Genomic DNA, 19,904 nt, shown 5'->3' with positions numbered 1-19,904 from the left:
TGTATTGGTCTCCATATTCAGCATGGTCAGCAGCGAGGCCTCGATCTGGCCTGCGCAGTATTTCGGTCCGCGGGCGGCCCAGTTTTTGATGAGGGCGGCGACAGCGGGCTCGGCGGCGATGCGGTCTGCCAGCCCTTCCAATACTGGCGCGTTTACCCGCAGCACTGGGCGCAGCGGCGGCAGACGGTCAATCATAGTGTGCCAAAGCGCGCCAAGCACCAGATCCGCAAGGCCGGGGCGGTCTTTGCCCCACAAGAAGCCCTGTTCAGCGGTGACACCAGACTCCACAACGATGCGTTCGTGGATCTGCATCCAGCGCGGCAGGCGGGTGCTGTGGAACTCTGCCCAGCTTTCCGCTTCCCACATCAGGGCGCCGTGATAGCGGGTGATCTCGAACAGGATATCCGAGGCATCACAGATCAGGCGCAGGGTCTGGTCAGGCTCTGTCAGCAGGCCGTGTTCGCGGCCCAGAGACATCAGGATCGCGGGCATTTGGCTGAGATGGGTGCCAGTCCGGGTGTCGATCAGAAGTGGCGGCGCCATGAAGGGGTGCGGCTGGTTCGCCACATCCCGGCTTTTCAGCTCCGCCACCGCGTCAAAGCCGGGCTCTTCCCATTTCTGGCCGGAATAGGCCAGCACGTAGCGGATGAAGTGGCCCCTGAAGGGGATCGGCCAGTAGTAGAGCTGGTAGCGCGCCGCCATAGCCTCAGCCTTTCAGCTTCATGGCGATGTTCTTGGTCTGAACATAGTTCCACAGCGCCTCGCGGCCCTTTTCGCGGCCATAGCCGGATTTGCCGTAGCCGCCAAAGGGCGTTTCGACGCCGCCTGCGTACCATTCGTTCACGAAAACCTGGCCTGCGCGGATCTGGCGGGCGCAGCGGGTGGCGCGGTCCAGGTCGCGGGTGAAGACGCCGCCGACCAGACCGTATTCGGTGCTGTTGGCGATCGTGATTGCCTCGGCGTCAGACTGAAACTTGAGGACCGAGAGGACAGGGCCGAAGATTTCCTCGCTGGCGATGCTGTCCGACGGGGTGATGCCGGAGACCACGGTCGGAGCCAGGAAGGCGCCCGCGTTGCCGACGGGCGCGCCGCCGGTGGCGATTGTGGCGCCGTTGGACTGGGCTTGCTGGACAATGCCCAGGGCACGGTCGCGCTGGGGCATGGAGACCATGGCCCCCATGTTGGCGCCGAACTCAGGCCGGTCGATACCGGGGCCGACACTCAGGCTTTGGGCAACGTTCACCGCGCGCTCGACCAGCTCGTCATGGCGGCTTTCGTGCACAATCACCCGGCTCATGGCGCTGCAGACCTGACCCGCATTGAAGTAGATGCCCCATCGGATGTCGTTCTCAAACGCATCGAGGTCGGCGTCCTCATGCACAATGGCGGCGGATTTGCCGCCGAGTTCGAGCACGCAAGGCACCACGTTCTGCGCCGCCGCGGTGGCGATGCGGATGCCGGTGGGGACGGAGCCGGTAAAGACGATTTGGTTCACCTGCGGATGGCCAGCCAGCGCCGCGCCGGCCTCATGACCGTAGCCGCAGAGCACGTTGACCGCACCGGCCGGGAACCCGGCAGCCTCTGCCGCGCGGGCAAGCCAGGCGTTGGTGAGCGGCGTAAGCTCTGGCGTCTTGATCACGCAGGCGTTGCCGGTGGCGAGTGCTGCGGACAGCGAACGCGCAGTCATCTCCACCGGGTAGTTCCAGGGGATGATCTGGGCGGAGACGCCCATCGGCTCGTTCTCGGTCCAGTCGAAATAGCCGCCGCCCAGCGGGATCGAGCGGCCCTCCACCGTGCTGGCCTGGTTGCCGTAGTATTCGAAATAGAGCGCGGCACCCTCGATCTCGATCCGGGATTCCCAGAGCGGCTTGCCCTGCTCCAGGGTCAGGACACGGGCGATCTCGTCAATGTGCTCGAGCAGGTAGCGGCCCATCGCCTGCACCATGCGGCCGCGGGCAATCGGGCGCAGGGCTGAAAGCTCGCCGGACAGGTGCACACGGCGGGCGGCCTGCACAGCGCGGTCCACGTCGGCGGCATCAGCCAGCGCGTGGCGGGCCAGAAGCTCGCCATTGGCCGGGTTGGTGACATCGATCCACCCTGCCCCGCCGGGCACCCAGGCGCCGTCGATATAGTTCAGCCATTCGGCATCAAGCTGTGTCATAGTCCGTTAGTTCCCTGCTTCCTGTAGGTCGCGGTCTGCCGCTTCGCGCATCCACTTCTGAAGATGCAGGATGGAATGTTCCGAGTTCACTCCGCAAGAGGGGTCGACCACAAGGGGCCCGGGGACATAGCCGCGGCTTTTCAGGCCGCGCTGCACCGATTCCACCAAATGGATATCTTCCTCCACAGTGGTGGCCCGGTCTTGCACCGCCATCCGGCGCACGGTTTCATTGTCCTCGCCGCGGATCGAGTACCATCCGCGCCAGACCACCACGTGATCGGCATCCACTGCCCGCCAGTGGTAAGTGTTCAAGAGGTTGCCGGGATAGACCTGGAAAGAGAACATCGGCCACAGGAACCAGCTGGAGTATTTCTCGTTGTTCTCGAAGCCGGAGTTGATGTCATAGGTCATCTGATCCAGCGAATTGCACTCGGTGGTGTGGCGCAGGCAGAAACCCTGGGGCTGGATGTCGTAGGTTTCCGGCTTGATCACCCCGGTGGAGAAGGTCGGGTGGTTGAGGCTGCAATGGTAGCATTCAGAGTAGTTCTCGACCGAGACCTTCCAGTTGCAGTCTTCCGGGATCTCCACCCATTCCAGCGGCTTCAGGTCACCCCAGTTGGGGACAAAGCTTTCCAGCTCGCCCCGCACGCCCGGAAACCAGTCGTCCATCGGTTTGGCCTCGGGGTCGAGGTTCACGAAGATGAAGCCCAGGAACACCTCGGTGCGGACTTCGGTCAGGCAGACCTTGGACTTGTCGAACCCCTGCACCGATTTCAGGTTCGGCCCGGCGCGCAGCTGGCCGGTCAGCTCGTAGGTCCAGGCGTGGTAGGGGCAGACCACAACCCGCGTGGTGCCCTCGCCCGAGACCAGCTGGTGGGCGCGGTGCTGGCAGACATTATAGAAGGTGCGGATCTCTCCATCGCGCCCCTTGATGCTGAACAGGCTTTCCCCCGCCATCTCGAAAGCGAAATAGTCGCCGGGGTTTTCCAGCTGGCTGGCGTGGCCGGCAAACTGCCAGGTGCGGGCCAGCAGGCCCTTGCGCTCAGCTTCGAAGATGGCCGGGTCGGTATAATACCGCGCCTCCAGGGAATGGGTCAGAGGGGCGTTCATTCAGGTTCCTCCGTATAAAGGCCCAGCTGGTGCCTGCGCTTGTGAAATTTCTCCACCCGCTCGACGATTTCCTCGCTGGAGACCGCGATCACAAAGGAGAGCAGTGTTTCCAGCAGGGCGATGGTCGAGACGGATGACGGGAAGAATTGCGGCGTGTCCGCCGCGACGACAAACCCGTGGTCCGCATTCAGGACCACGGGGCTGGCAGGGCTGTCGGAGATACCGACGATGGTGACGCCCTGTTCGCGCGCAATGCGGATCGCATCGATCACTTCGGTGCGGTAGGGCTTGCAGGTCATGGCAATCAGCACATCCTGGCTGTCGGCCCAGGCAAGGTCATCCACGGCGGTGGACCCTGGCCGCGGGATGGCGTGGAACTGCTTCATGCCGGTGGAGGCGAGATAAGTGAAGTTGCGGGCGTTGGCATTGTTGACGCCGACCCCAAGGGTAAAGACCTGCCGGGACTGCCAGATCGCTTGCGCCGCGGCCTCAAGCCCGGCGGCATCAATGCCCGCAAAGGTTTCTTCTATGTTACGGATCGCTGCCCCCACCATATCGGCATAGAGCCCGCCCAGCTCGCCGGACTTGCCGATATCCTGCAGCCAGCGCGCCCGGTCGGGGAAGGACACCCCGCCCCGGCGAATCGCTTCGCGGAACGGGGCGCGGAAATCCTCATACCCTTCAAAGCCCACCTGCCGCGCCATGCGGACAAAGGTGTTGGGCTTCACATTCGCCGCCTCGGCAATCTCGCGCACGGTAGAGACCCCGACATCCGCAGGGTTTTCCAGCACATAGCGGGCCGCCTTCTGGGCCTCGGGGGTCAGCGCATCCCACTCGTCGGTGAGGCGCTCCAAAACTGTTGTTGATACATTTGTGTCATTCATGATTGACGATGGTACAAATGTGGAATTAGCCTGTCGAGCAGAAAAGCGACTCTGCAATCAGGAACGGCGAAATGGCTCAGAAGGAATTCCCGGCACAGGCCCGTGTGGTCATCGTGGGCGGCGGCGTGATGGGGGTAGGCCTGGCCTATCACCTGGCGCATGAGGGCTGGGGCGAGGGGGTGGTTCTGCTGGAGAAGGCCGAACTGACCTCAGGCTCGACCTGGCACGCGGCGGGACAGATCACCCATTCCACCAGCTCCTTTGGCCTCGGCAAATGCGTTGACTACAACATCGGCCTCTATTCCGGAAAGCTGGAGGAAGAGACCGGCCAGGCCGTCACTTGGCACGGCTGCGGCTCCTTCCGCCTGGCCTATACCGAGGATGAGATGGACTGGCTGCGCCACACTCTGTCCGTCGGGCGCTCCTTGGGGTTCAACATCGAACTGGTCGGCCCGGAGAAGGTTGCCGAGCTGCATCCCTTCTATAACCTCGAAGGGGTTCTGGGTGCGCTCTACACACCCGATGACGGCCACGTCGACCCGACCAACGTCACCATGGCGATGGCCGCAGGCGCCCGTCAGCTGGGCGCGCGCATCATCCGCCACTGCCGCGCCACAAACATCACCCAGGCCGAAAACGGCGGATGGATCGTCGAGTCGGAAAAGGGCACCATCCGCTGCGAGCATGTCGTGAACGCCGGCGGCACCTATGCCCGTCAGATGGGTGAATGGTCTGGTTTGCAGCTGCCGATGACCTCGATGACCCACCACTACTTCGTGACTGAGCCGGTGCCTGAGTTCGAAGCCCTGGACAAGGAACTGCCGGTCATCCGCGACGACAGACAGGTCTCCGGCTACATACGCATGGAGCAGAAGCGCGGCCTGATCGGGATCTACGAGAAGGAAGGCAGCAACTCGGTCTGGCACGACCACTGCCCCTGGGAATACGAGAACTGGCTGTTCGACGCCGACTATGACCGTGTGATGCCGTGGCTGGAGGAAAGCCTGAACCGGATGCCGATCTTTGCTGACCTCGGCATTCAGCGCGAAGTGCATGGCGCAATCTCGCATCCGCCGGACGGCAACCCGCTGATCGGCCCGGCGCCGGGCGTCAAGAACTACTGGTGCTGCTGCGGCACCCAGATCGGCATCGGCTGGGGCCCGGGCCTCACGCGCGAGCTGGCGCGCTGGATGGTGCATGGCGCCGCCGACATCTCGATGCGCGAGTACGACCCGCGCCGCTTCGGGTCCTACGCCACCAAGGACTGGCAAGTGACCAAGGCGCATGAGGACTACAAACTGCGCCACGAGATCCCCTTCCCGCATTTCAACCGGCTGGCAGGCCGCCCGATCAAACCCTCGCCGCTTTATGAGCGGCTGAAGGAAAAGGGCGCTGTTTATGAGGAGGTTTACGGCCACGAGCGCCCCCGCTGGTTTGCCAGGAACGGTGTGGAGCAGCGCGACCACTACTCCTTCAAGCGCAATGTGGTGCATGACATAGTCGGCACTGAGGTGAAGGCCGTGCGCGAGGGCGTGGGCATCATGGACATCTCCGCCTTTACCAAGGTCGAGGTCTCCGGCCCCGGCGCCGCAGCGCTCTTAGACCGGCTGACCGCCAACCGCCTGCCGCAGAAAGCGGGCGGCATTGCCCTCACCCACATGCTGAACCGCCGTGGCCGGATCGAGCTGGAAACCACCGTGGTGAAACTGGCAGAGGACAGCTACTACCTGGTCTGCGCCGCCTTCTTTGAACAGCGGCTGCTGGATCACCTGAACCAGAACCTCGCGGGCGAAGAGGTGGAGATCAAAACGCACTCCACCGGCTGGGCCGCCCTTGCTCTCAACGGCCCGAAAGCCCGCGAGGTCCTGGGCGCCTGCACCGATGCGGATCTGACAAACGCCGGCTTCAAATGGCTGACGGCGCAGCAGATCGAGGTCGCGGACCACAAGCTCTGGGCCTTCCGGATGTCCTACGCCGGGGAACTCGGCTGGGAACTGCACATCCCGCGCGGCAGCGCCCTGGCGGTTTATGACGCGCTTTGGACGGCGGGCGAGGCGCATGGCATTGCCGACTACGGCTCCTTCGCCATGAACGCGATGCGGATGGAAAAAGGCTTCAAGGGCGCAGGCGAACTCACCAACGAGGTGACCCTGGCCGAAGCGGACGTGCTGCGCTTTGCCCGCACGGACAAGGACTACCTCGGAAAGGATAAGACCCTGAACGACGCGGATAAACCTTGGGTCTGCGCTTATCTGGAGATCGAACCGGACGGCATTGAGGACGGCCACGGCGGCGAGGCTGTCATGCTGGAGGGCAAGGTTGTGGGCTCCACCGCCTCGGTCGCTTATGGCCATACCGCCGGCAAGATCCTGGCCTTTGCCTATGTCAAGCCGCACGCCAATGTGCCGGGCACGGAGATCGAGGTGGTGATCGCAGGCAAGCCGCGCCAAGGCCGGATCCTGGGCGCCCCCGCCTATGACCCCGAAAGCCTGCTGCCCCGCACCGACGCCGCACTCGCCCCGGCGGAATAAACAAAATCCGGCTCCCCTTTCATCTTTCCAGAAAAACTCCGGGGGAGCCGAAGGCGGGGGCAGCGCCCCCTCCCCCCATAGCGAAAAGGGAAACGCGAACAATGACCCTGCCCGAGACCATGAAGGCGATGGTGCTGACCGGCCACGGCGATCTGGACAAATACGAGTGGCATCAGGATTGGCCGGTGCCGCGGCCCGGCCCGATGGAGGTTCTGATCAAGGTCGGCGCCTGCGGGCTGAACAACACAGATGTGAACACCCGCTCCGGCTGGTATTCCAAGACAGTCGAGGACGCCACAACCGGCGGCGCCTTTGATGAGGTCGGGGAGGAAGACCCGACCTGGGGCGGTCGCCCCCTCAACCTCCCGCGCATCCAGGGTGCGGATGCGGTTGGCGAAGTAGTAGCCGTGGGGGATGGCGCTGACCCCGCCCTGATCGGCAAGCGCGTCATGGCCGGCGGCTGGGTCCGCGACTGGGACGACCCGGAGAATATGGACAAGGCCGGCTATTTCGGCTCCGAGTGCGATGGCGGCTTTGCCGAATACACCAAGGCAGACGTGCGCGGTGTGGCAGTTGTCGAAAGCCCTCTCAGCGATGCGGAGCTGGCGACCTTCTCCTGCTCTTATGTCACTGCCGAGGGGATGCTGAGCCGCGCGGGCGCAGGCGCTGGTGACACGGTGCTGATCCCCGGCGCCTCCGGCGGGGTTGGCGGCGCGCTGATCCAGCTGGCAAAACGGCGCGGCGCACGGGTCATTGCGATGGCCTCCAAGGCCAAACACGCCGAAGTGGCGGAGCTTGGCCCCGACCTGATCCTGCCGCGCGCGCCGGAGAACCTGCGGGCCGCCCTTGGCGATGAGAAAGTCACTGTGGTCGCCGATGTGGTCGGCGGCGCGCAATGGCCCAAGCTGATCGACGTGCTGGAGCGCGGCGGTCGCTACACCTGCTCGGGCGCGATTGCCGGACCGATGGTGGAGATGGACCTGCGCACCTTCTATCTGCGCGACCTGACCTTTACCGGCTCAACAGTGACACCGCATCATAACTTCACGGATGTGGTCTCCTACATCGAGAAGGGCGAGATCAGACCGGCGCTGGCGGCGGCTTACCCGCTGGAGCAGCTGAAGGAGGCGCAGGCTGCCTTCATCGCCAAGAAGCACACTGGAAACATTGCGGTGATCCCATGAGCAAACACCTGTTCGATCAGGCGCTGGAGGCCGCCAAGGCATTCCATACCGCCCTGCCCGCAGTGGCGGACTTCCAGCCCTTGCCGGATGACATCACCTGGGCCGGACGCGAGGGGCATCAAGTGCCCGGTGCAGCACTGGCGCAATCCGATCCGGGTTTTGCTGCCGAGGGCATCCCGGCCGAAGCCGAGGTCCGCGCCCTGCAGCAGGCGATCATTGCGCTGGCGCCGCATGCGGCGTGGCGCCTTACCTATACTGAGGAGGAGGTCGGCCATGACTTCCTGCAGCGCTTCGGCTGGTTTGAGCTGGTGGGGCCGACCGGCCACTTCCACTCGCTGCAGAGCCGGATGACCATCGGCTACTGGGGGCCGGGACTGGACTACCCCTGGCACCAGCACGGTCCGGAGGAGCTTTACACCATCCTCTCCGGCAGCGCCGATTTCATGGCCAAGGGCGAAGAAGTGCGCCGCCTGGTGCCGGGCGATACCAAGATGCACGGGCCAAACCAGCCCCATGCCATGATCACCAACGAGCATCCGATCCTCTGCTTTGTCTTCTGGCGCGGCGCGGGGCTTGCCGATGATCCGGCGATGTCCCCGGGCTGAAGACCAGGAGCGCCACTCATGAAGATCACCCGTATCCGTGTGTTCCAGACCGGTCTGCCGTATGTCGGCGGAGCCTATGTCTGGGGAGCAGGCAACACCATTGAAACTGCTACAGCCTCGGTTGTGGTGATCGACACCGATGCCGGCCTGCAAGGCTGCGGCGAGTTCACTCCCTGCGGCGAGAACTACATAGTGGCGCATTCCGAAGGTGTGCCGGCGCTGGCGCGTCTGGTGGCGCCTGTGCTGATCGGCGAGGACCCCCGCGACGTCGCCCGGATCGAACAGATCATGGACCACCTCGTGCAGGGGCATGGCTATGCCAAGGGCCCGTTTGATGCCGCCTGCTGGGATATTCTGGGCCAGTCGCTGGATGCTCCGCTATGGCGGCTCTGGGGCGGCAAGCTGACCGATGGCGCGCCGATGTACCGGGTGGCGCCGCAGAAAAGCACCGAGGAAACCATCGCCGAGATGAACCGTTACCGGGCGCAAGGCTATCGCCAGTTCCAGGTCAAGGTGGGCGGCGACTGGGCGGCGGATATCGACCGCATCCGCGCCACCGTGCCGCTGCTGAAGCCTGGTGAGAAGGCAATGGCTGATGCCAATCAGGGCTGGCGGGTCGACAATGCGCTGCGGGTGGCGCGGGCGACCAGGAACCTTGACTACACTCTGGAACAGCCCTGCAGGACCTACGAGGAATGCCAGCAGGTGCGGATGCGCACCGATCTGCCGATGAAACTGGATGAATGCGTGACCGGCATGCTGGCCGCCCAGCGCATCGTTGCCGATCACGGCGCCGATCTTGTCTGCCTCAAGATCTCCAACCTCGGCGGCATCTCCAAGGCGCGCCGGGTGCGGGACTATCTGGTCGGGAACCGCCTGCCGGTGGTGGCCGAGGACACCTGGGGCGGCGAGATCGCCAGCGCGACGCTGGCGCATTTCGCGGCCACCACTCCGGCGGAATACCTGCACAACACCACCGACCTGATGAACTACAACACCCGCTCCACCGGCATCGGCGGCGCCTGGGCAGATAACGGCAAGCTCTACGCGCCGGACACGCCGGGGCTGGGCGTCACCCCTGATTTCGAAAGCCTTGGTGCACCTGTCGCCGAGTTTGGAGGCACCGCATGAAAATCACCCGCATCACCGTCTACCAGCTCGATATGCCGCTTACCGAGCCCTACTACCTGTCGGGCGGGCGGCTGAAGTTCGAGAAACTCGACAGCACGTTTGTGCGCATCGACACGGATGAGGGCCTCTCCGGCTGGGGTGAAGGCTGTCCCTGGGGGCATACATACTTGCCCGCGCATGGGCCGGGGATCCGGGCCGGTATCGAGACGCTGGCGCCCGCCCTGATCGGGCTGGACCCGCGCAGCCTGGATCATGTGAACCGGGTGATGGATGTGCAACTGCCGGGGCACCCTTATGTCAAGGCGCCCATCGACATGGCCTGCTGGGACATCCTGGGCCAGGCCGCGGGCCTGCCCCTATGGCAGCTCATGGGCGGGGCTGAGGCCGCGCCGGTGCTGTTGAACTCGTCGATCTCCACCGGCAGCCCGGAGGAGATGCTGGCGCTGATCTCCCGTGCAGCGCAGAAAGGCTACACCGTGCATTCGGCCAAGGTCGGCGGCACCGACACCGGCCTCGACATCGAGCGGATCGAGGCGATCTCCGGCGGGTTGCCCAAGGGGCACAAGGTGACCTTTGACGTGAACCGGGCCTGGCAACCGGCAGTGGCGGTTGAGGTCTTGAACTCGGTCAAGGCGCGCGATTGGGTGGAGCAGCCCTGCGAGACGCTGGACCAATGCGCCCATGTGGCAGCGCGCGTGTCCAACCCGATCATGCTGGACGAGTGCCTGCATACCTTTGGCGACCACCTGGAAGCCTGGAGACGCGGCGCCTGCGAAGGGGTGAAGGTGAAGCCCAACCGCGTTGGCGGGCTGACCAAGGCCCGGCAGATCCGCGACTTTGGCGTCTCCGTGGGCTGGCAGATGCATATCGAGGATGTGGGCGGTTCGGCGCTGGCGGATACCGCAGCGATCCATCTGGCGGCCTCAACACCTGAGGCAAACCGGCTGGCGAGCTGGCTGTGCCACTATCACCTGGGTGCGGATCCGGTTCCCGGTCAGGGTGCCCGGAATGACCGGGGCATTGCGGTGCCGCCTTCCCTGCCCGGCCTTGGTGTGTCTCCTGAAGACGGCGCGCTCGGGGAGCCAGTCGCGGTTTGGCAGAGATCGCGGCAATGAAAGGAGAGTTGTCATGAAGATCACCGGGATTTCATTGTGGCATGTGCCGCTGACCAGCCACACCGCCTATCACATGGCCGAGGGCAAGACCTGCGGCACGGTCGAAAGCGTTGTGCTGGCGCTGGACGCCGATACCGGGCTCACCGGCTGGGGCGAGGTCTGCCCGATCCCGCATTACCTGCCCGCCTATGCCCGTGGCGTGTTGCCGGCGGTGGAGGAATTGGCACCAGTGCTGCTGGGGGCTGATCCGGTAGGGCCGGAGGCGGTGATGGCCAAGCTCGACCACTGGCTGCAAGGGCACCGCTATGCCAAGTCCGCCATCGATATCGCCCTGTGGGATCTGACCGCACAGGCGGCGAACCTGCCGCTGCATGCGCTGCTGGGCGGGCAGAGGCAGGCGGATTTGCCGCTTTATCATTCGATCACCTGCGTCGCGCCGGAAGAGATGGCGCGCATTGCCCGCGAGGCGCAGGAGACGGGGATTACCCAGTTTCAGGTCAAGCTGGGTGCGGACCGCGACTGGCAGGCGGACGCGGCGCGGCTGCGGCTGGTGCGGGAAGCGGTCGGAAACGGCCCGCTGGTCTATGGCGACTGGAACTGCGGCGCGACCTCGCTGGATGCCGCGCGCGTGGGCCGGGCTGTGGCGGATCTGGACATCATGCTGGAGCAGCCCTGCGCCACCATCGAGGACTGCGCGCGGGTGCGGGCGGCCTGCGGGCTGCCGATGAAACTGGATGAGAACGCGCATGACACGGCATCGCTGCTGGCGGGCCATGCGGCAGGTGTGATGGACGCCGTGGCCATCAAGCTGTCGAAATTCGGCGGCCTGTCAGCGTCGCGCCGCGCACGCGACCTGTGCCTGCACTTGGGCGCCAGGATGTGCATTGAGGACACCTGGGGCTCTGACATCACCACCGCGGCGCTGCTGCACCTGGGCACATCCACCGACCCTCTGCGTGTGCTGAACGTCTGCGATCTGTCCCACTACGTCAGCCCGCGGCTGGCACCGGAAGGACCCCAAAGAAACAATGGCCGCATCGCGCCGCCCGAAGGCCCCGGGCTTGGCGTGCGGCCTGACCGGGAGGCCCTGGGTGCTCCCGCAGCTGTGATCGGCTGATTTTTGACTTTCTGGTCAAAATACTCCCTACAATGGGCAACCCGCCCGCAACAGGACAAGTGACATGGAAAAGATCCTCACTCAGGCTGAATGGATTGACCGCGCCCGCGCGGTGCTGCCCGCGGGCGGCTTCGGCAACTTTGATCCCGGGATCGTCATCCGCGAGGGCAAGGGCTCCCGCGTGTGGGACGAAGACGGCAAGGAATATATCGACTACCTCATCGGTTCCGGCCCGATGATGCTGGGCCATGGCCACCCGGAGGTGATGGAGGCGGTGCTGGAGCAGCTGCCCAAGGGAATGACATTCTTCGCCAACAACGCCCGCGGGATCGAGCTGGCCGAGGAGATCTGCCGTGCGGTGCCTTGCGGCGAGCAGCTGCGCTACGTCTCCACTGGCGGCGAAGCGGATATGTATGCGATCCGCCTGGCCCGCGCCTTTACCGGGCGCACCAAGATCGTGAAGTTCGAGGGCGGCTATCACGGCATGTCGGCTGAGGCGCAGATGAGCCTAGCGCCCTCAGTCCGTGTGAACTTCCCGCAGGCGGTGCCTGACAGTGCGGGCATTCCGCCGTCGGTGGCGGCTGAGGTGCTGGTCGCGCCGTTCAACGATTTTGAATACATCAAGCAGCTGATGGCGGAGCATGGGCACGAGATTGCCGCCATCATTGCCGAGCCGCTGCAGCGCATCGTGCCGCCGCTGCCGGGCTTCCTGGAGCTGTTGCGCGAAGAGACACAGAAACACGGCAGCCTGCTGATCTTTGACGAGGTGGTGACGGGCTTCCGTTTCTCCTATGGCGGCGCACAGAAGCTGTATGGCGTCACCCCGGACTTGGCGACCCTGGGCAAGGTGATCGGCGGCGGCTTCCCCTTGGCGGCCATCGCGGGGCGCGCCGATATCATGCGGCATTTCGACAAGGCGCAGGTCGGCGCCGAGGGCTGGCTGATGCAGCTGGGGACACTGTCGGGCAACCCGGTGGCCGCCGCTGCGGGTCTCAAGACCATGGAGGTGCTGCGCCGCGACGGGGCTTATGACCAGCTGAACGGTACCGGCAAGCGGCTGATGCAGGCGACCAGTGCTGCGCTGGAAGAAGCCGGGGTGCCGTTCCAGATCGTCGGTGAGCCGTCGCTGTTCGAGGTGGTGTTTACCGGTGCCAAGGTGCGGGACTACCGCGACACCCAGGCGGGCGATGCGGAACGCACCAAGCGCTATAACGCGGTGCTGCGCGAGGAAGGCATCTTCAAATCGCCGGGCAAGACCTACCCGAGCCTGGCGCTGACGGAAGAGGACCTGCAGCAGACCGAGGCGGCAATCCGCAAGGCCGCCATGGCGCTGGACTGAAAGCACGCGCCGCTGAAGTCCTGAACCGCGCTGCGGTGGAGCTGGAAAGGAAAAGGCGGGCCAATGGCCCGCCCGAATGCTCCCTATGCAGGGCTCAGGCCTTGGCAGCGGTGACGATGAATTCGACCAGCAGATCCTCGCGGGCCAGCTTGGCCTCGCCGCAGGCACGCGCAGGGGCCTGGCCTTCGGGCACCCAGGCGTCCCAGACCGCATTCATCTCGGCAAAGTCCTTCATGTCAGCGAGCCAGATCACCGTTTGCAGGATGCGGGTTTTGTCGCTGCCTGCCTCGGCCAGCAGCGCCTCGATCTTGTCCAGGCAATCCTTGGTCTGCTGCTCCACACTGGCACCGGCGGTGCCGACCTGGCCGGCCAGATAGATGGTATCGCCATGGGCGACGATCTGGCTCATGCGCTGGCCGGTGTGTTTGCGGGTGATCTCGGACATGGGTGCCTCGCTCTTGAAAAGTCAGAAAATCCTGCGCCTTGCTTAGCTCTGCCTCTGTGCCGCGGCAAGGACGCGATTGCAGCAGATCATTGCGACAGCAGCCAGTCCCCGCCGGAGGGGCAGAACTTGCGGCGCACCTGTTTGGCATCCTGGCTGTCCTTGAGGTAGGCCTGATGCTGGAGCAGCAGGCAATCGCCCTCCTTGCCGGCCACGCGGACCTCTCCATTCGCGCCGCTGTCCGGGTTGCTCCACTTGGCCCTCTGGCCGCTGCCGCCCTCAGCCAGCAGTGCCTGCTCAGCTTTGCGCATGAGGTTGGTGTCCTGCGGCGTCAGCCCGGACTTGGCCAGAATACGGCTGAGCGGGTTGGCCGCGGCGGGCGCTGCAACAAGTGCTGCAACTGCGGCGGCGGTCAGAATTCGGGAAAATCGCATTTGAGTACTCCTGCCTGAAAGGAACCGGCCCGGCGCGCTGCCCTGCGGCGGGCCGCACCCAGACCAGTAAGGCGCAAGCCGCCGTCAAAGTCCATGCGGCAGGTCAGTTCAGGCAGGATCAGGAGAATTTGCGGAACAGCCGGGTCATGTCGAACAGCTCATCCAGGCGGTCGTACCGGTCCTTGGTCTTGTCCCAGCTTTCCTCCTGGGTGGCGGCGATCATCGCCTCCAAGAGCATCATGGTGGAGATGTTGGAGTCCCAGGCGGAGGGGATTTCGACCCAGCAGTTGAAGGTGTGTTCGGCAACCGAGGCGATGGGGCTGGCCCATTGGTCGGTGATCAGGACAATCTTCACACCCCGCTCCGAGGCAAGCTCCGCCAGCCGCTGCAGGTTGGTCTCATAGCGGCGCACGTCGAACATCAGGAGCGTGTCGCCTTCGACCATGTCCAGCACGTAATGCGGCCATGTGGCGGAGGAGGAGGTCATATGGGTGACCCGCTGCCGGATCGCCTGGAAGTGGGTGAAGGCATAATCCGCCAGCGCCCGGGTGATGCGGCCGCCGACGACGTAAAGCCGCCCCTCGGTATTGGCGAGCTGATGCACGGCGGCGTCGAACTGTGCCGAGTCGATGTTGGAAAACGTCTGCTGCAGGTTGTCAGTGACCGCCTGTGCAAATCTGTTCAGCAGATGGCCCTCGGGCGCCTCGGTCGCCCAGTTGTCGCGCCGCTTGGTGGGGCCGGAGACCTTGGCCTCCAGTTCTTTCAGCAGCGCCTGATGGAACTGCGGATACCCCTTGAAACCCAATTTCTGCACCATCCGGGCCACCGTCGGCGTGGAGACCTCGGCGTTTCCGGCCACGATGGTGATCGATGCCAGACCCGCCGCAGGATAGTTCTCCAGCAGAAGGTTCGCGAATTTGCGCTCGGACTGGGTAAGCGAGGAATAATTCTCGCGGATCAACTCGCGAACTGTGGCGGGCGGTTTGGACAACGGCGCTTCCCTGCGTTTGAACGGACACTTTCCTACCCGGATCCGGCCTGAAAAGAAAGTTTCAGGAATCCCTGTCCGAAACCGGTCATGAAAAGATATTGACACAAATATCTCTTCATGGAAACATTTTTCCAAATCGCAGGGAGACAGCAGATGCGAGAGAGCGATTCTCACGCTTTGGGAGAAACAGTCGAGGTGGTGAACCGTGAGGGCACCAGCCCGGTCCTGCTGCTGTGCGAACATGCCTCCAGCAACATTCCCGCCCGCTATAACGGGCTGGGGCTGCGCGATGAGGACCGGCTGAGCCATGCCGCCTGGGACCCAGGCGCGCGGGCGGTGGCCTTGCACATGGCCAAGGCGCTGGATGCAACGCTGGTGGCCAGCCGGGTGTCGCGGCTGGTCTACGATTGCAACCGCCCGCCCGAGGCGGCCAGCGCCATGCCGGAGAAATCCGAGCTGGTCGCGGTGCCGGGCAATTTCGGGCTGAGTGATGCGGAGCGCCAGGAACGCGTGGACACGGTTTATGTGCCGTTTTGCCAAACCGTAACGGACGTGATCAAGGCGCGGAAAAAGGCCGGGCTGAAGACCTTTCTGGTCACGATGCACAGTTTCACTCCCGTTTATTTCGGCAAGCCGCGGGATGTCGAAATCGGAATCCTGCACGATGACGACAGCCGGCTGGCGGACGCGATGCTGGAACAGGCCTCTGCCCTGCCGCACCGCCGGGTGGAGCGCAATGAGCCCTATGGACCGGCAGACGGCGTCACCCATTCGTTGAAGCTCCACGGTCTGGCGCACGGGCTGGCCAATGTGATGATCGAAATCCGTAACGACCTGGTGGCGACGCCGGAACAAGAAGAGGCCATGGCAGAAGAAATGCTGACATTGCTGCGCCCGGCCCTGGCCGCGCTGACGGCTGAGGGAGGTCCTGATGCCTAGAATAATCCGGGCCTATGTCCGCGGCATCGACGCGATGAACCGCTTCATCGGCCGCTTTGCCATGTATCTGATCTTTGCCCTCATCGGGGTGCTGCTGTGGTCGTCGGTCTCCAAGACCTTCTTTAACCCGTCGCTCTGGACGCTGGAGACCGCGCAGTTTGTGATGGTCGCCTATTACGTTCTGGGCGGCCCCTATTCGATCCAGCTGGGGTCAAACGTCCGGATGGACCTGTTTTACGGCGCCTGGTCGACGAAAACCAAGGCAATGGTCGATGCCTTCACGGTGCTGTTCCTGATCACCTATCTGGTGATCCTGATGTATGGGGCGCTCAGCTCCACGGCCTATTCCCTGGGCTATTTCGGGCTGGAGCCGCTGGAGTTCTTCTGGGACCTCCTGACAACGCTGGTGACCGAAGGCCCCGCCGCCGCCGGTGAGAAGATCGGCTATCTGGAGCGCAGCTCCACCGCCTGGCGGCCGTTCCTGTGGCCCGTCAAAACCATCCTCTGCTTCGGCGTCTTCCTGATGCTGCTGCAATGCCTTGCCGAACTGTTCCGGGATATCGGACGCCTGCGCGGAGTTGAAATCTGATGTCCTACGAATGGATTGCGATCGTCATGTTTGCCGGCATGATGCTGATGCTGATGACCGGCCAGCGGGTGTTTGGCGCCATCGGCTTTGTCGGCGCGGTTGCCGGCATGCTGCTGTGGGGCACCGGCGGGGTGGAGATCCCGTTCTCTGCCGCAATGAAGCTGATGAAGTGGTATCCGCTGCTGACCCTGCCGATGTTCATCTTCATGGGTTATGTGCTGTCGGAATCGAAGATTGCCGATGACCTTTACAGGATGTTCCACGTGTGGATGGGTCCGGTGAAGGGCGGCTTGGCCATCGGCACCATCGGCCTGATGGTTCTGATTTCGGCGATGAACGGCCTGTCAGTCGCGGGCATGGCCATTGGCGCCACAATTGCGCTGCCGGAACTCTTGCGCCGCGGCTATGACAAGATCCTGGTGACCGGCACCATTCAGGCGGGCTCCTCGCTGGGCATTCTGGTGCCGCCTTCCGTTGTGCTGGTGCTTTACGCGATGATCGCGCGCCAGCCGGTCGGGCAGCTTTGGCTTGCCGGCGTTATCCCCGGTCTGCTGATGGCCACCATGTTCATCATCTACATCTACGTCCGCGCCCGCATGCAGCCGCATCTTGGCCCTGCCATGCACGACGAGGATCTGGCGGAATACGAGCAGATCACCGACCACCCGCTGCGTCTGAACTACATCGTGCTAGGCGCGCTGGTTCTGGTGCCGCTTCTGATCCTGACCGGCGCGATGGAGACCAAGCTCGCGCTTGGCGTGGCGCTGGCCCTGGGGGCGCTGTCCTTCCTGACCCGCAAGAACGCGCTGTTCTACAAAGACGTGTTCATGAAGGAGAAGTACCGCCTGCTGTTCTCCGGCGTGCTGCCGCTGGCGATCTTCGCTGCAATGATGGTGCCATTCGTGAACGGCTGGACCTCGCTGGTGGAAAGCTCGGCCATCGGTGCGATGACCGCATTCCTCGCCGCGGTGCTGAAGGGGCGGATGAACAAGGAGGTATTCGAAACCTCGGTGCGCTCGACGCTTGGCATCTCCTGCATGTTCATGTGGATCATCCTGGCGGCGCTGGCCTTCGGCGCGATCTTTGACGGCCTGGGCGCGGTCAAGGCAATCGAGGATCTGTTCACCACCAAGCTGGGCCTCAGCCCGTGGATGATCCTGATCCTGATGCAGCTGAGCTTCATCGTGATGGGCACCTTCCTGGATGACACCGCGATGCTGGTGATCGTTGCGCCGCTCTATGTGCCGCTGGTGGGGGCGCTTGGTTTTGACCTGATCTGGTATGGCGTGCTGTACACAATCACCACCCAGATCGCCTACATGACGCCGCCGTTCGGCTACAACCTGTTCCTGATGCGCGCGATGGCGCCGCCGGAGATCGGGCTGAAGGACATCTATGTCTCGATCATCCCCTTTGCCGCGGTGATGGTGCTGGCGCTGGCCCTGATCATGATGTTCCCGCAAATCGCCCTGTGGCTGCCGGAGTATGTCTATGGAAAATAAGACCATGCTGCAGGCGCTGGGGCCGGACATCTGGATCGTGGACGGACCAGAAATCCAGTTCTACAAGATCCCCTTCCAAACCCGGATGACCGTCATCCGCCTGGAGAACGGCGACCTGTTCCTGCACTCCCCGATCCGGTACAGCAAGCAACTGGCGGCAGAACTGGAGGCGCTCGGCCGTATTCGCCATCTGGTGTCCCCCAACTGGATTCACTACGCCTATATCGCAGAGTGGGCCGCTGCTTACCCTGAGGCCATCGCCTGGGCTTCGCCCAACGTGCGCGAGCGGGCCAAAAGCCAGGGCGTGGAGGTTCAGTTCGACCACGACCTGGAGGACAGCGCGCCGCAGGACTGGGCGGCGGAGCTGGACCAGATGATTGTGCATGGAAGCAAGGTGCACACAGAGTTGGTCTTTTTCCACAAACGCTCCAAGGTGCTGGTGCTGACCGACCTGATCGAGAACATGCCCAGCAAGACGTTGCCGTTCTGGGTGCGGCCCCTGGCCTGGGCGGCAGGCATCCTGGCCCCCAATGGCAAGATGCCCATCGACATCTGGTTTTCCTTCGCAGGCAATCGGGACAAGCTGCGCAAAGCGCTTGCCCGGATGCTGGAATGGAAACCCGAAACCGTCGTGCTCGCGCATGGCGACATCCTTCGTGAGAATGCACCGCAACGGCTCCGCGAAGGCTTCAGGAACCTGGCTCCCTGCGGGCACAGGCATTGATTTAAGTTCAACAGAGGAGAGGAAGATATGACAACAAGACGTAAGTTTTTGCAAAGCGCCGGTGTCGGCGCGATGGCGGCGCCGCTGGCCACCCCGGCGCTGGCCCAGTCCACCATCAAGTGGCGGATGCAGACCTATGCAGGTGCTGCGCTGGCCGAACACGTGGTGAAACCCGCCATCGACATGTTCAACAAGATCGCCGGCGACCGGATGCAGATCGAGCTCTACTATGCCGACCAGCTGGTGCCTACCGGCGAGCTGTTCCGCGCCATGCAGCGCGGCACCATCGACGCAGTGCAGTCCGACGATGACTCGATGGCCTCGCCCACCGAAGTCACCGTGTTCGGCGGCTACTTCCCGTTTGCCTCGCGCTATTCGCTGGATGTGCCGGTGCTGTTCAACCAGTACGGCCTGAACGAGATCTGGGACGCGGAATACTCCAAGGTCGGCGTCAAGCACATCTCGGCCGGTGCCTGGGACCCCTGCCACTTTGCCACCAAGGACCCGATCAACTCGCTGGCTGACCTGAAGGGCAAGCGCGTCTTCACCTTCCCCACCGCGGGCCGTTTCCTGGCGCAGTTCGGCGTGGTGCCGGTCACCCTGCCCTGGGAAGACATCGAGGTCGCGGTGCAGACCGGCGAGCTGGACGGCATCGCATGGTCGGGCATCACCGAAGACTACACCGTCGGCTGGGCCGATGTGACCGACTACTTCCTGACCAACAACATCTCCGGCGCCTGGGCGGGCTCGTTCTTTGCCAACCAGGGCCGCTGGAACGAACTGCCGGAAGACCTGCAGACCCTGTTCCGCGTCTGCTGCGACCAGTCGCATTATTACCGCCAGTGGTGGTACTGGGGCGGCGAAGCGTCCCTGCGTGTGAACGGCGACAAGATGAAGCTGACCACCATTCCCGACAACGAATGGCAGCAGGTCGAAGACGCGGCGGTGAAGTTCTGGGATGAAATCGCAGCCGAGTCCGAGACCAAGGCGAAGGTTGTGGAGATCTTCAAGAAGTATAACGCTGACATGCAGAAGGCCGGCCGCCCCTACCGCTACGGCTGAGGCTTCGGTTGAAACAACAGGATTTGGCCTGCGCCGCAGCGGGC

20 protein-coding genes (2 of these 20 only partly in view) are annotated in these 19,904 nt (G+C 63.8%); 12 read left to right on the top strand and 8 right to left on the bottom strand.

All coding sequences use genetic code 11. The annotated features are described in order from the left end of the window. On the bottom strand, nt 1 holds a 1-nt sliver of the coding sequence (locus AC5STI_RS18610) for a carboxymuconolactone decarboxylase family protein (protein WP_495447711.1). 383 nt of this gene lie to the left of the window's left edge; a 1-nt sliver of its 384-nt coding sequence is all that appears in the window; only part of the start codon is in view: it crosses the left edge, with 1 base visible at nt 1; the stop codon falls past the left edge of the window. Next, nucleotides 1-702 carry the 5' portion of a glutathione transferase, Atu5508 family gene (gene gst, locus AC5STI_RS18605; RefSeq protein ID WP_495447710.1) on the bottom strand. The gene continues 3 nt to the left of window position 1, outside the view, so the window shows 702 of its 705 coding nt (coding positions 1-702); it begins with the start codon at nt 700-702; the stop codon falls past the left edge of the window. The genes AC5STI_RS18610 and gst overlap by 4 nt, the downstream gene beginning before the upstream one ends. 4 nt (nt 703-706) lie before the next feature. Further along, on the bottom strand, nt 707-2,161 hold the full coding sequence (locus AC5STI_RS18600; RefSeq protein WP_495447709.1) for an aldehyde dehydrogenase family protein: 1,455 nt from the start codon (nt 2,159-2,161) through the stop codon (nt 707-709). Between the two features lie 6 nt (nt 2,162-2,167). Then, nucleotides 2,168-3,271, bottom strand: coding sequence for an aromatic ring-hydroxylating oxygenase subunit alpha (locus AC5STI_RS18595; protein ID WP_475050406.1), 1,104 nt, complete (start codon nt 3,269-3,271; stop codon nt 2,168-2,170). Continuing rightward, nucleotides 3,268-4,155 carry a MurR/RpiR family transcriptional regulator gene (locus tag AC5STI_RS18590; protein ID WP_495447708.1) on the bottom strand — a complete coding sequence of 296 codons (888 nt, stop codon included), beginning with the start codon at nt 4,153-4,155 and terminating at the stop codon, nt 3,268-3,270. Before AC5STI_RS18590 ends, AC5STI_RS18595 begins: the two co-directional genes overlap by 4 nt. 71 nt (nt 4,156-4,226) lie before the next feature. Here AC5STI_RS18590 and AC5STI_RS18585 point away from each other — a divergent pair, with 71 nt between their 5' ends. The 7 genes from AC5STI_RS18585 to AC5STI_RS18555 all read left to right on the top strand — a co-directional run bounded on the left by AC5STI_RS18585 (nt 4,227) and on the right by AC5STI_RS18555 (nt 13,177). After that, a complete protein-coding gene (locus tag AC5STI_RS18585; RefSeq protein ID WP_495447707.1) occupies nt 4,227-6,686 on the top strand; it encodes an FAD-dependent oxidoreductase in 2,460 nt (819 codons plus the stop codon). A gap of 101 nt (nt 6,687-6,787) precedes the next feature. Next, on the top strand, nt 6,788-7,870 hold the full coding sequence (locus AC5STI_RS18580; protein ID WP_495447706.1) for an alcohol dehydrogenase family protein: 1,083 nt from the start codon (nt 6,788-6,790) through the stop codon (nt 7,868-7,870). Continuing rightward, nucleotides 7,867-8,475, top strand: coding sequence for a dimethylsulfonioproprionate lyase family protein (locus tag AC5STI_RS18575; RefSeq protein WP_495447705.1), 609 nt, complete (start codon nt 7,867-7,869; stop codon nt 8,473-8,475). Before AC5STI_RS18580 ends, AC5STI_RS18575 begins: the two co-directional genes overlap by 4 nt. An 18-nt stretch (nt 8,476-8,493) precedes the next feature. Next, nucleotides 8,494-9,606, top strand: coding sequence for a mandelate racemase/muconate lactonizing enzyme family protein (locus tag AC5STI_RS18570; protein ID WP_495447704.1), 1,113 nt, complete (start codon nt 8,494-8,496; stop codon nt 9,604-9,606). Beyond that, nucleotides 9,603-10,721: a mandelate racemase/muconate lactonizing enzyme family protein gene (locus AC5STI_RS18565; protein WP_495447703.1), complete on the top strand. Its 1,119-nt coding sequence runs from the start codon at nt 9,603-9,605 to the stop codon at nt 10,719-10,721. The genes AC5STI_RS18570 and AC5STI_RS18565 overlap by 4 nt, the downstream gene beginning before the upstream one ends. 13 nt (nt 10,722-10,734) lie before the next feature. Beyond that, nucleotides 10,735-11,838 carry a mandelate racemase/muconate lactonizing enzyme family protein gene (locus AC5STI_RS18560; protein WP_495447702.1) on the top strand — a complete coding sequence of 368 codons (1,104 nt, stop codon included), beginning with the start codon at nt 10,735-10,737 and terminating at the stop codon, nt 11,836-11,838. 64 nt (nt 11,839-11,902) lie between these two features. Further along, nucleotides 11,903-13,177, top strand: a complete 1,275-nt coding sequence (locus tag AC5STI_RS18555; protein WP_495447701.1) for an aspartate aminotransferase family protein — start codon at nt 11,903-11,905, stop codon at nt 13,175-13,177. Nucleotides 13,178-13,271: 94 nt separating this feature from the next. On the opposite strand, the gene AC5STI_RS18550 is transcribed toward AC5STI_RS18555, so the two are convergent. From AC5STI_RS18550 to AC5STI_RS18540, 3 genes are all read right to left on the bottom strand, one after another. Continuing rightward, on the bottom strand, nt 13,272-13,622 hold the full coding sequence (locus AC5STI_RS18550; RefSeq protein ID WP_495447700.1) for a RidA family protein: 351 nt from the start codon (nt 13,620-13,622) through the stop codon (nt 13,272-13,274). A gap of 86 nt (nt 13,623-13,708) precedes the next feature. After that, the gene (locus AC5STI_RS18545) at nt 13,709-14,053 is read right to left on the bottom strand and encodes a hypothetical protein (protein WP_475050384.1); all 345 of its coding nucleotides are present in this window, start codon (nt 14,051-14,053) and stop codon (nt 13,709-13,711) included. Nucleotides 14,054-14,171: 118 nt separating this feature from the next. After that, nucleotides 14,172-15,044, bottom strand: coding sequence for a MurR/RpiR family transcriptional regulator (locus tag AC5STI_RS18540; RefSeq protein WP_475050381.1), 873 nt, complete (start codon nt 15,042-15,044; stop codon nt 14,172-14,174). Between the two features lie 153 nt (nt 15,045-15,197). On the opposite strand from AC5STI_RS18540, the gene AC5STI_RS18535 reads away from it, so the two are divergent. From AC5STI_RS18535 to AC5STI_RS18515, 5 genes are read left to right on the top strand one after another with little or no spacing between them, the layout of a single operon-like run. After that, nucleotides 15,198-15,983 carry an N-formylglutamate amidohydrolase gene (locus AC5STI_RS18535; protein WP_495447699.1) on the top strand — a complete coding sequence of 262 codons (786 nt, stop codon included), beginning with the start codon at nt 15,198-15,200 and terminating at the stop codon, nt 15,981-15,983. Continuing rightward, complete coding sequence (locus AC5STI_RS18530; protein ID WP_475050378.1) at nt 15,976-16,572, top strand: TRAP transporter small permease subunit; 597 nt, start codon at nt 15,976-15,978, stop codon at nt 16,570-16,572. The genes AC5STI_RS18535 and AC5STI_RS18530 overlap by 8 nt, the downstream gene beginning before the upstream one ends. Then, nucleotides 16,572-18,074 (top strand): TRAP transporter large permease, encoded by a 1,503-nt coding sequence (locus AC5STI_RS18525; protein WP_490398654.1) that lies wholly within the window; start codon nt 16,572-16,574, stop codon nt 18,072-18,074. Before AC5STI_RS18530 ends, AC5STI_RS18525 begins: the two co-directional genes overlap by 1 nt. Further along, nucleotides 18,058-18,798, top strand: a complete 741-nt coding sequence (locus AC5STI_RS18520) for a DUF4336 domain-containing protein (RefSeq protein ID WP_495447698.1) — start codon at nt 18,058-18,060, stop codon at nt 18,796-18,798. The genes AC5STI_RS18525 and AC5STI_RS18520 overlap by 17 nt, the downstream gene beginning before the upstream one ends. 27 nt (nt 18,799-18,825) lie before the next feature. Beyond that, nucleotides 18,826-19,860: a TRAP transporter substrate-binding protein gene (locus AC5STI_RS18515; protein WP_039181977.1), complete on the top strand. Its 1,035-nt coding sequence runs from the start codon at nt 18,826-18,828 to the stop codon at nt 19,858-19,860. Nucleotides 19,861-19,904 lie beyond the last annotated feature (44 nt).

It is taken from the genome of Leisingera sp. CC-HEC096, assembly GCF_059429235.1.
Note: the sequence above shows the minus strand (reverse complement) of the source record. Positions and strands in the feature narration are given on the sequence as shown.

What these genes read in the sequence shown, in the direction of transcription:
- AC5STI_RS18520 (WP_495447698.1), top strand. Translation starts at nt 18,058, where the DNA reads ATGTCTATGGAAAATAAGACCATGCTGCAGGCGCTGGGGCCGGACATC.
- AC5STI_RS18550 (WP_495447700.1), bottom strand. Translation starts at nt 13,622, where the DNA reads ATGTCCGAGATCACCCGCAAACACACCGGCCAGCGCATGAGCCAGATC.
- AC5STI_RS18545 (WP_475050384.1), bottom strand. Translation starts at nt 14,053, where the DNA reads ATGCGATTTTCCCGAATTCTGACCGCCGCCGCAGTTGCAGCACTTGTT.
- AC5STI_RS18560 (WP_495447702.1), top strand. Translation starts at nt 10,735, where the DNA reads ATGAAGATCACCGGGATTTCATTGTGGCATGTGCCGCTGACCAGCCAC.
- AC5STI_RS18595 (WP_475050406.1), bottom strand. Translation starts at nt 3,271, where the DNA reads ATGAACGCCCCTCTGACCCATTCCCTGGAGGCGCGGTATTATACCGAC.
- AC5STI_RS18575 (WP_495447705.1), top strand. Translation starts at nt 7,867, where the DNA reads ATGAGCAAACACCTGTTCGATCAGGCGCTGGAGGCCGCCAAGGCATTC.
- AC5STI_RS18585 (WP_495447707.1), top strand. Translation starts at nt 4,227, where the DNA reads ATGGCTCAGAAGGAATTCCCGGCACAGGCCCGTGTGGTCATCGTGGGC.
- AC5STI_RS18515 (WP_039181977.1), top strand. Translation starts at nt 18,826, where the DNA reads ATGACAACAAGACGTAAGTTTTTGCAAAGCGCCGGTGTCGGCGCGATG.
- AC5STI_RS18525 (WP_490398654.1), top strand. Translation starts at nt 16,572, where the DNA reads ATGTCCTACGAATGGATTGCGATCGTCATGTTTGCCGGCATGATGCTG.
- AC5STI_RS18565 (WP_495447703.1), top strand. Translation starts at nt 9,603, where the DNA reads ATGAAAATCACCCGCATCACCGTCTACCAGCTCGATATGCCGCTTACC.
- AC5STI_RS18555 (WP_495447701.1), top strand. Translation starts at nt 11,903, where the DNA reads ATGGAAAAGATCCTCACTCAGGCTGAATGGATTGACCGCGCCCGCGCG.
- AC5STI_RS18530 (WP_475050378.1), top strand. Translation starts at nt 15,976, where the DNA reads ATGCCTAGAATAATCCGGGCCTATGTCCGCGGCATCGACGCGATGAAC.
- AC5STI_RS18590 (WP_495447708.1), bottom strand. Translation starts at nt 4,155, where the DNA reads ATGAATGACACAAATGTATCAACAACAGTTTTGGAGCGCCTCACCGAC.
- AC5STI_RS18580 (WP_495447706.1), top strand. Translation starts at nt 6,788, where the DNA reads ATGACCCTGCCCGAGACCATGAAGGCGATGGTGCTGACCGGCCACGGC.
- AC5STI_RS18570 (WP_495447704.1), top strand. Translation starts at nt 8,494, where the DNA reads ATGAAGATCACCCGTATCCGTGTGTTCCAGACCGGTCTGCCGTATGTC.
- AC5STI_RS18600 (WP_495447709.1), bottom strand. Translation starts at nt 2,161, where the DNA reads ATGACACAGCTTGATGCCGAATGGCTGAACTATATCGACGGCGCCTGG.
- AC5STI_RS18535 (WP_495447699.1), top strand. Translation starts at nt 15,198, where the DNA reads ATGCGAGAGAGCGATTCTCACGCTTTGGGAGAAACAGTCGAGGTGGTG.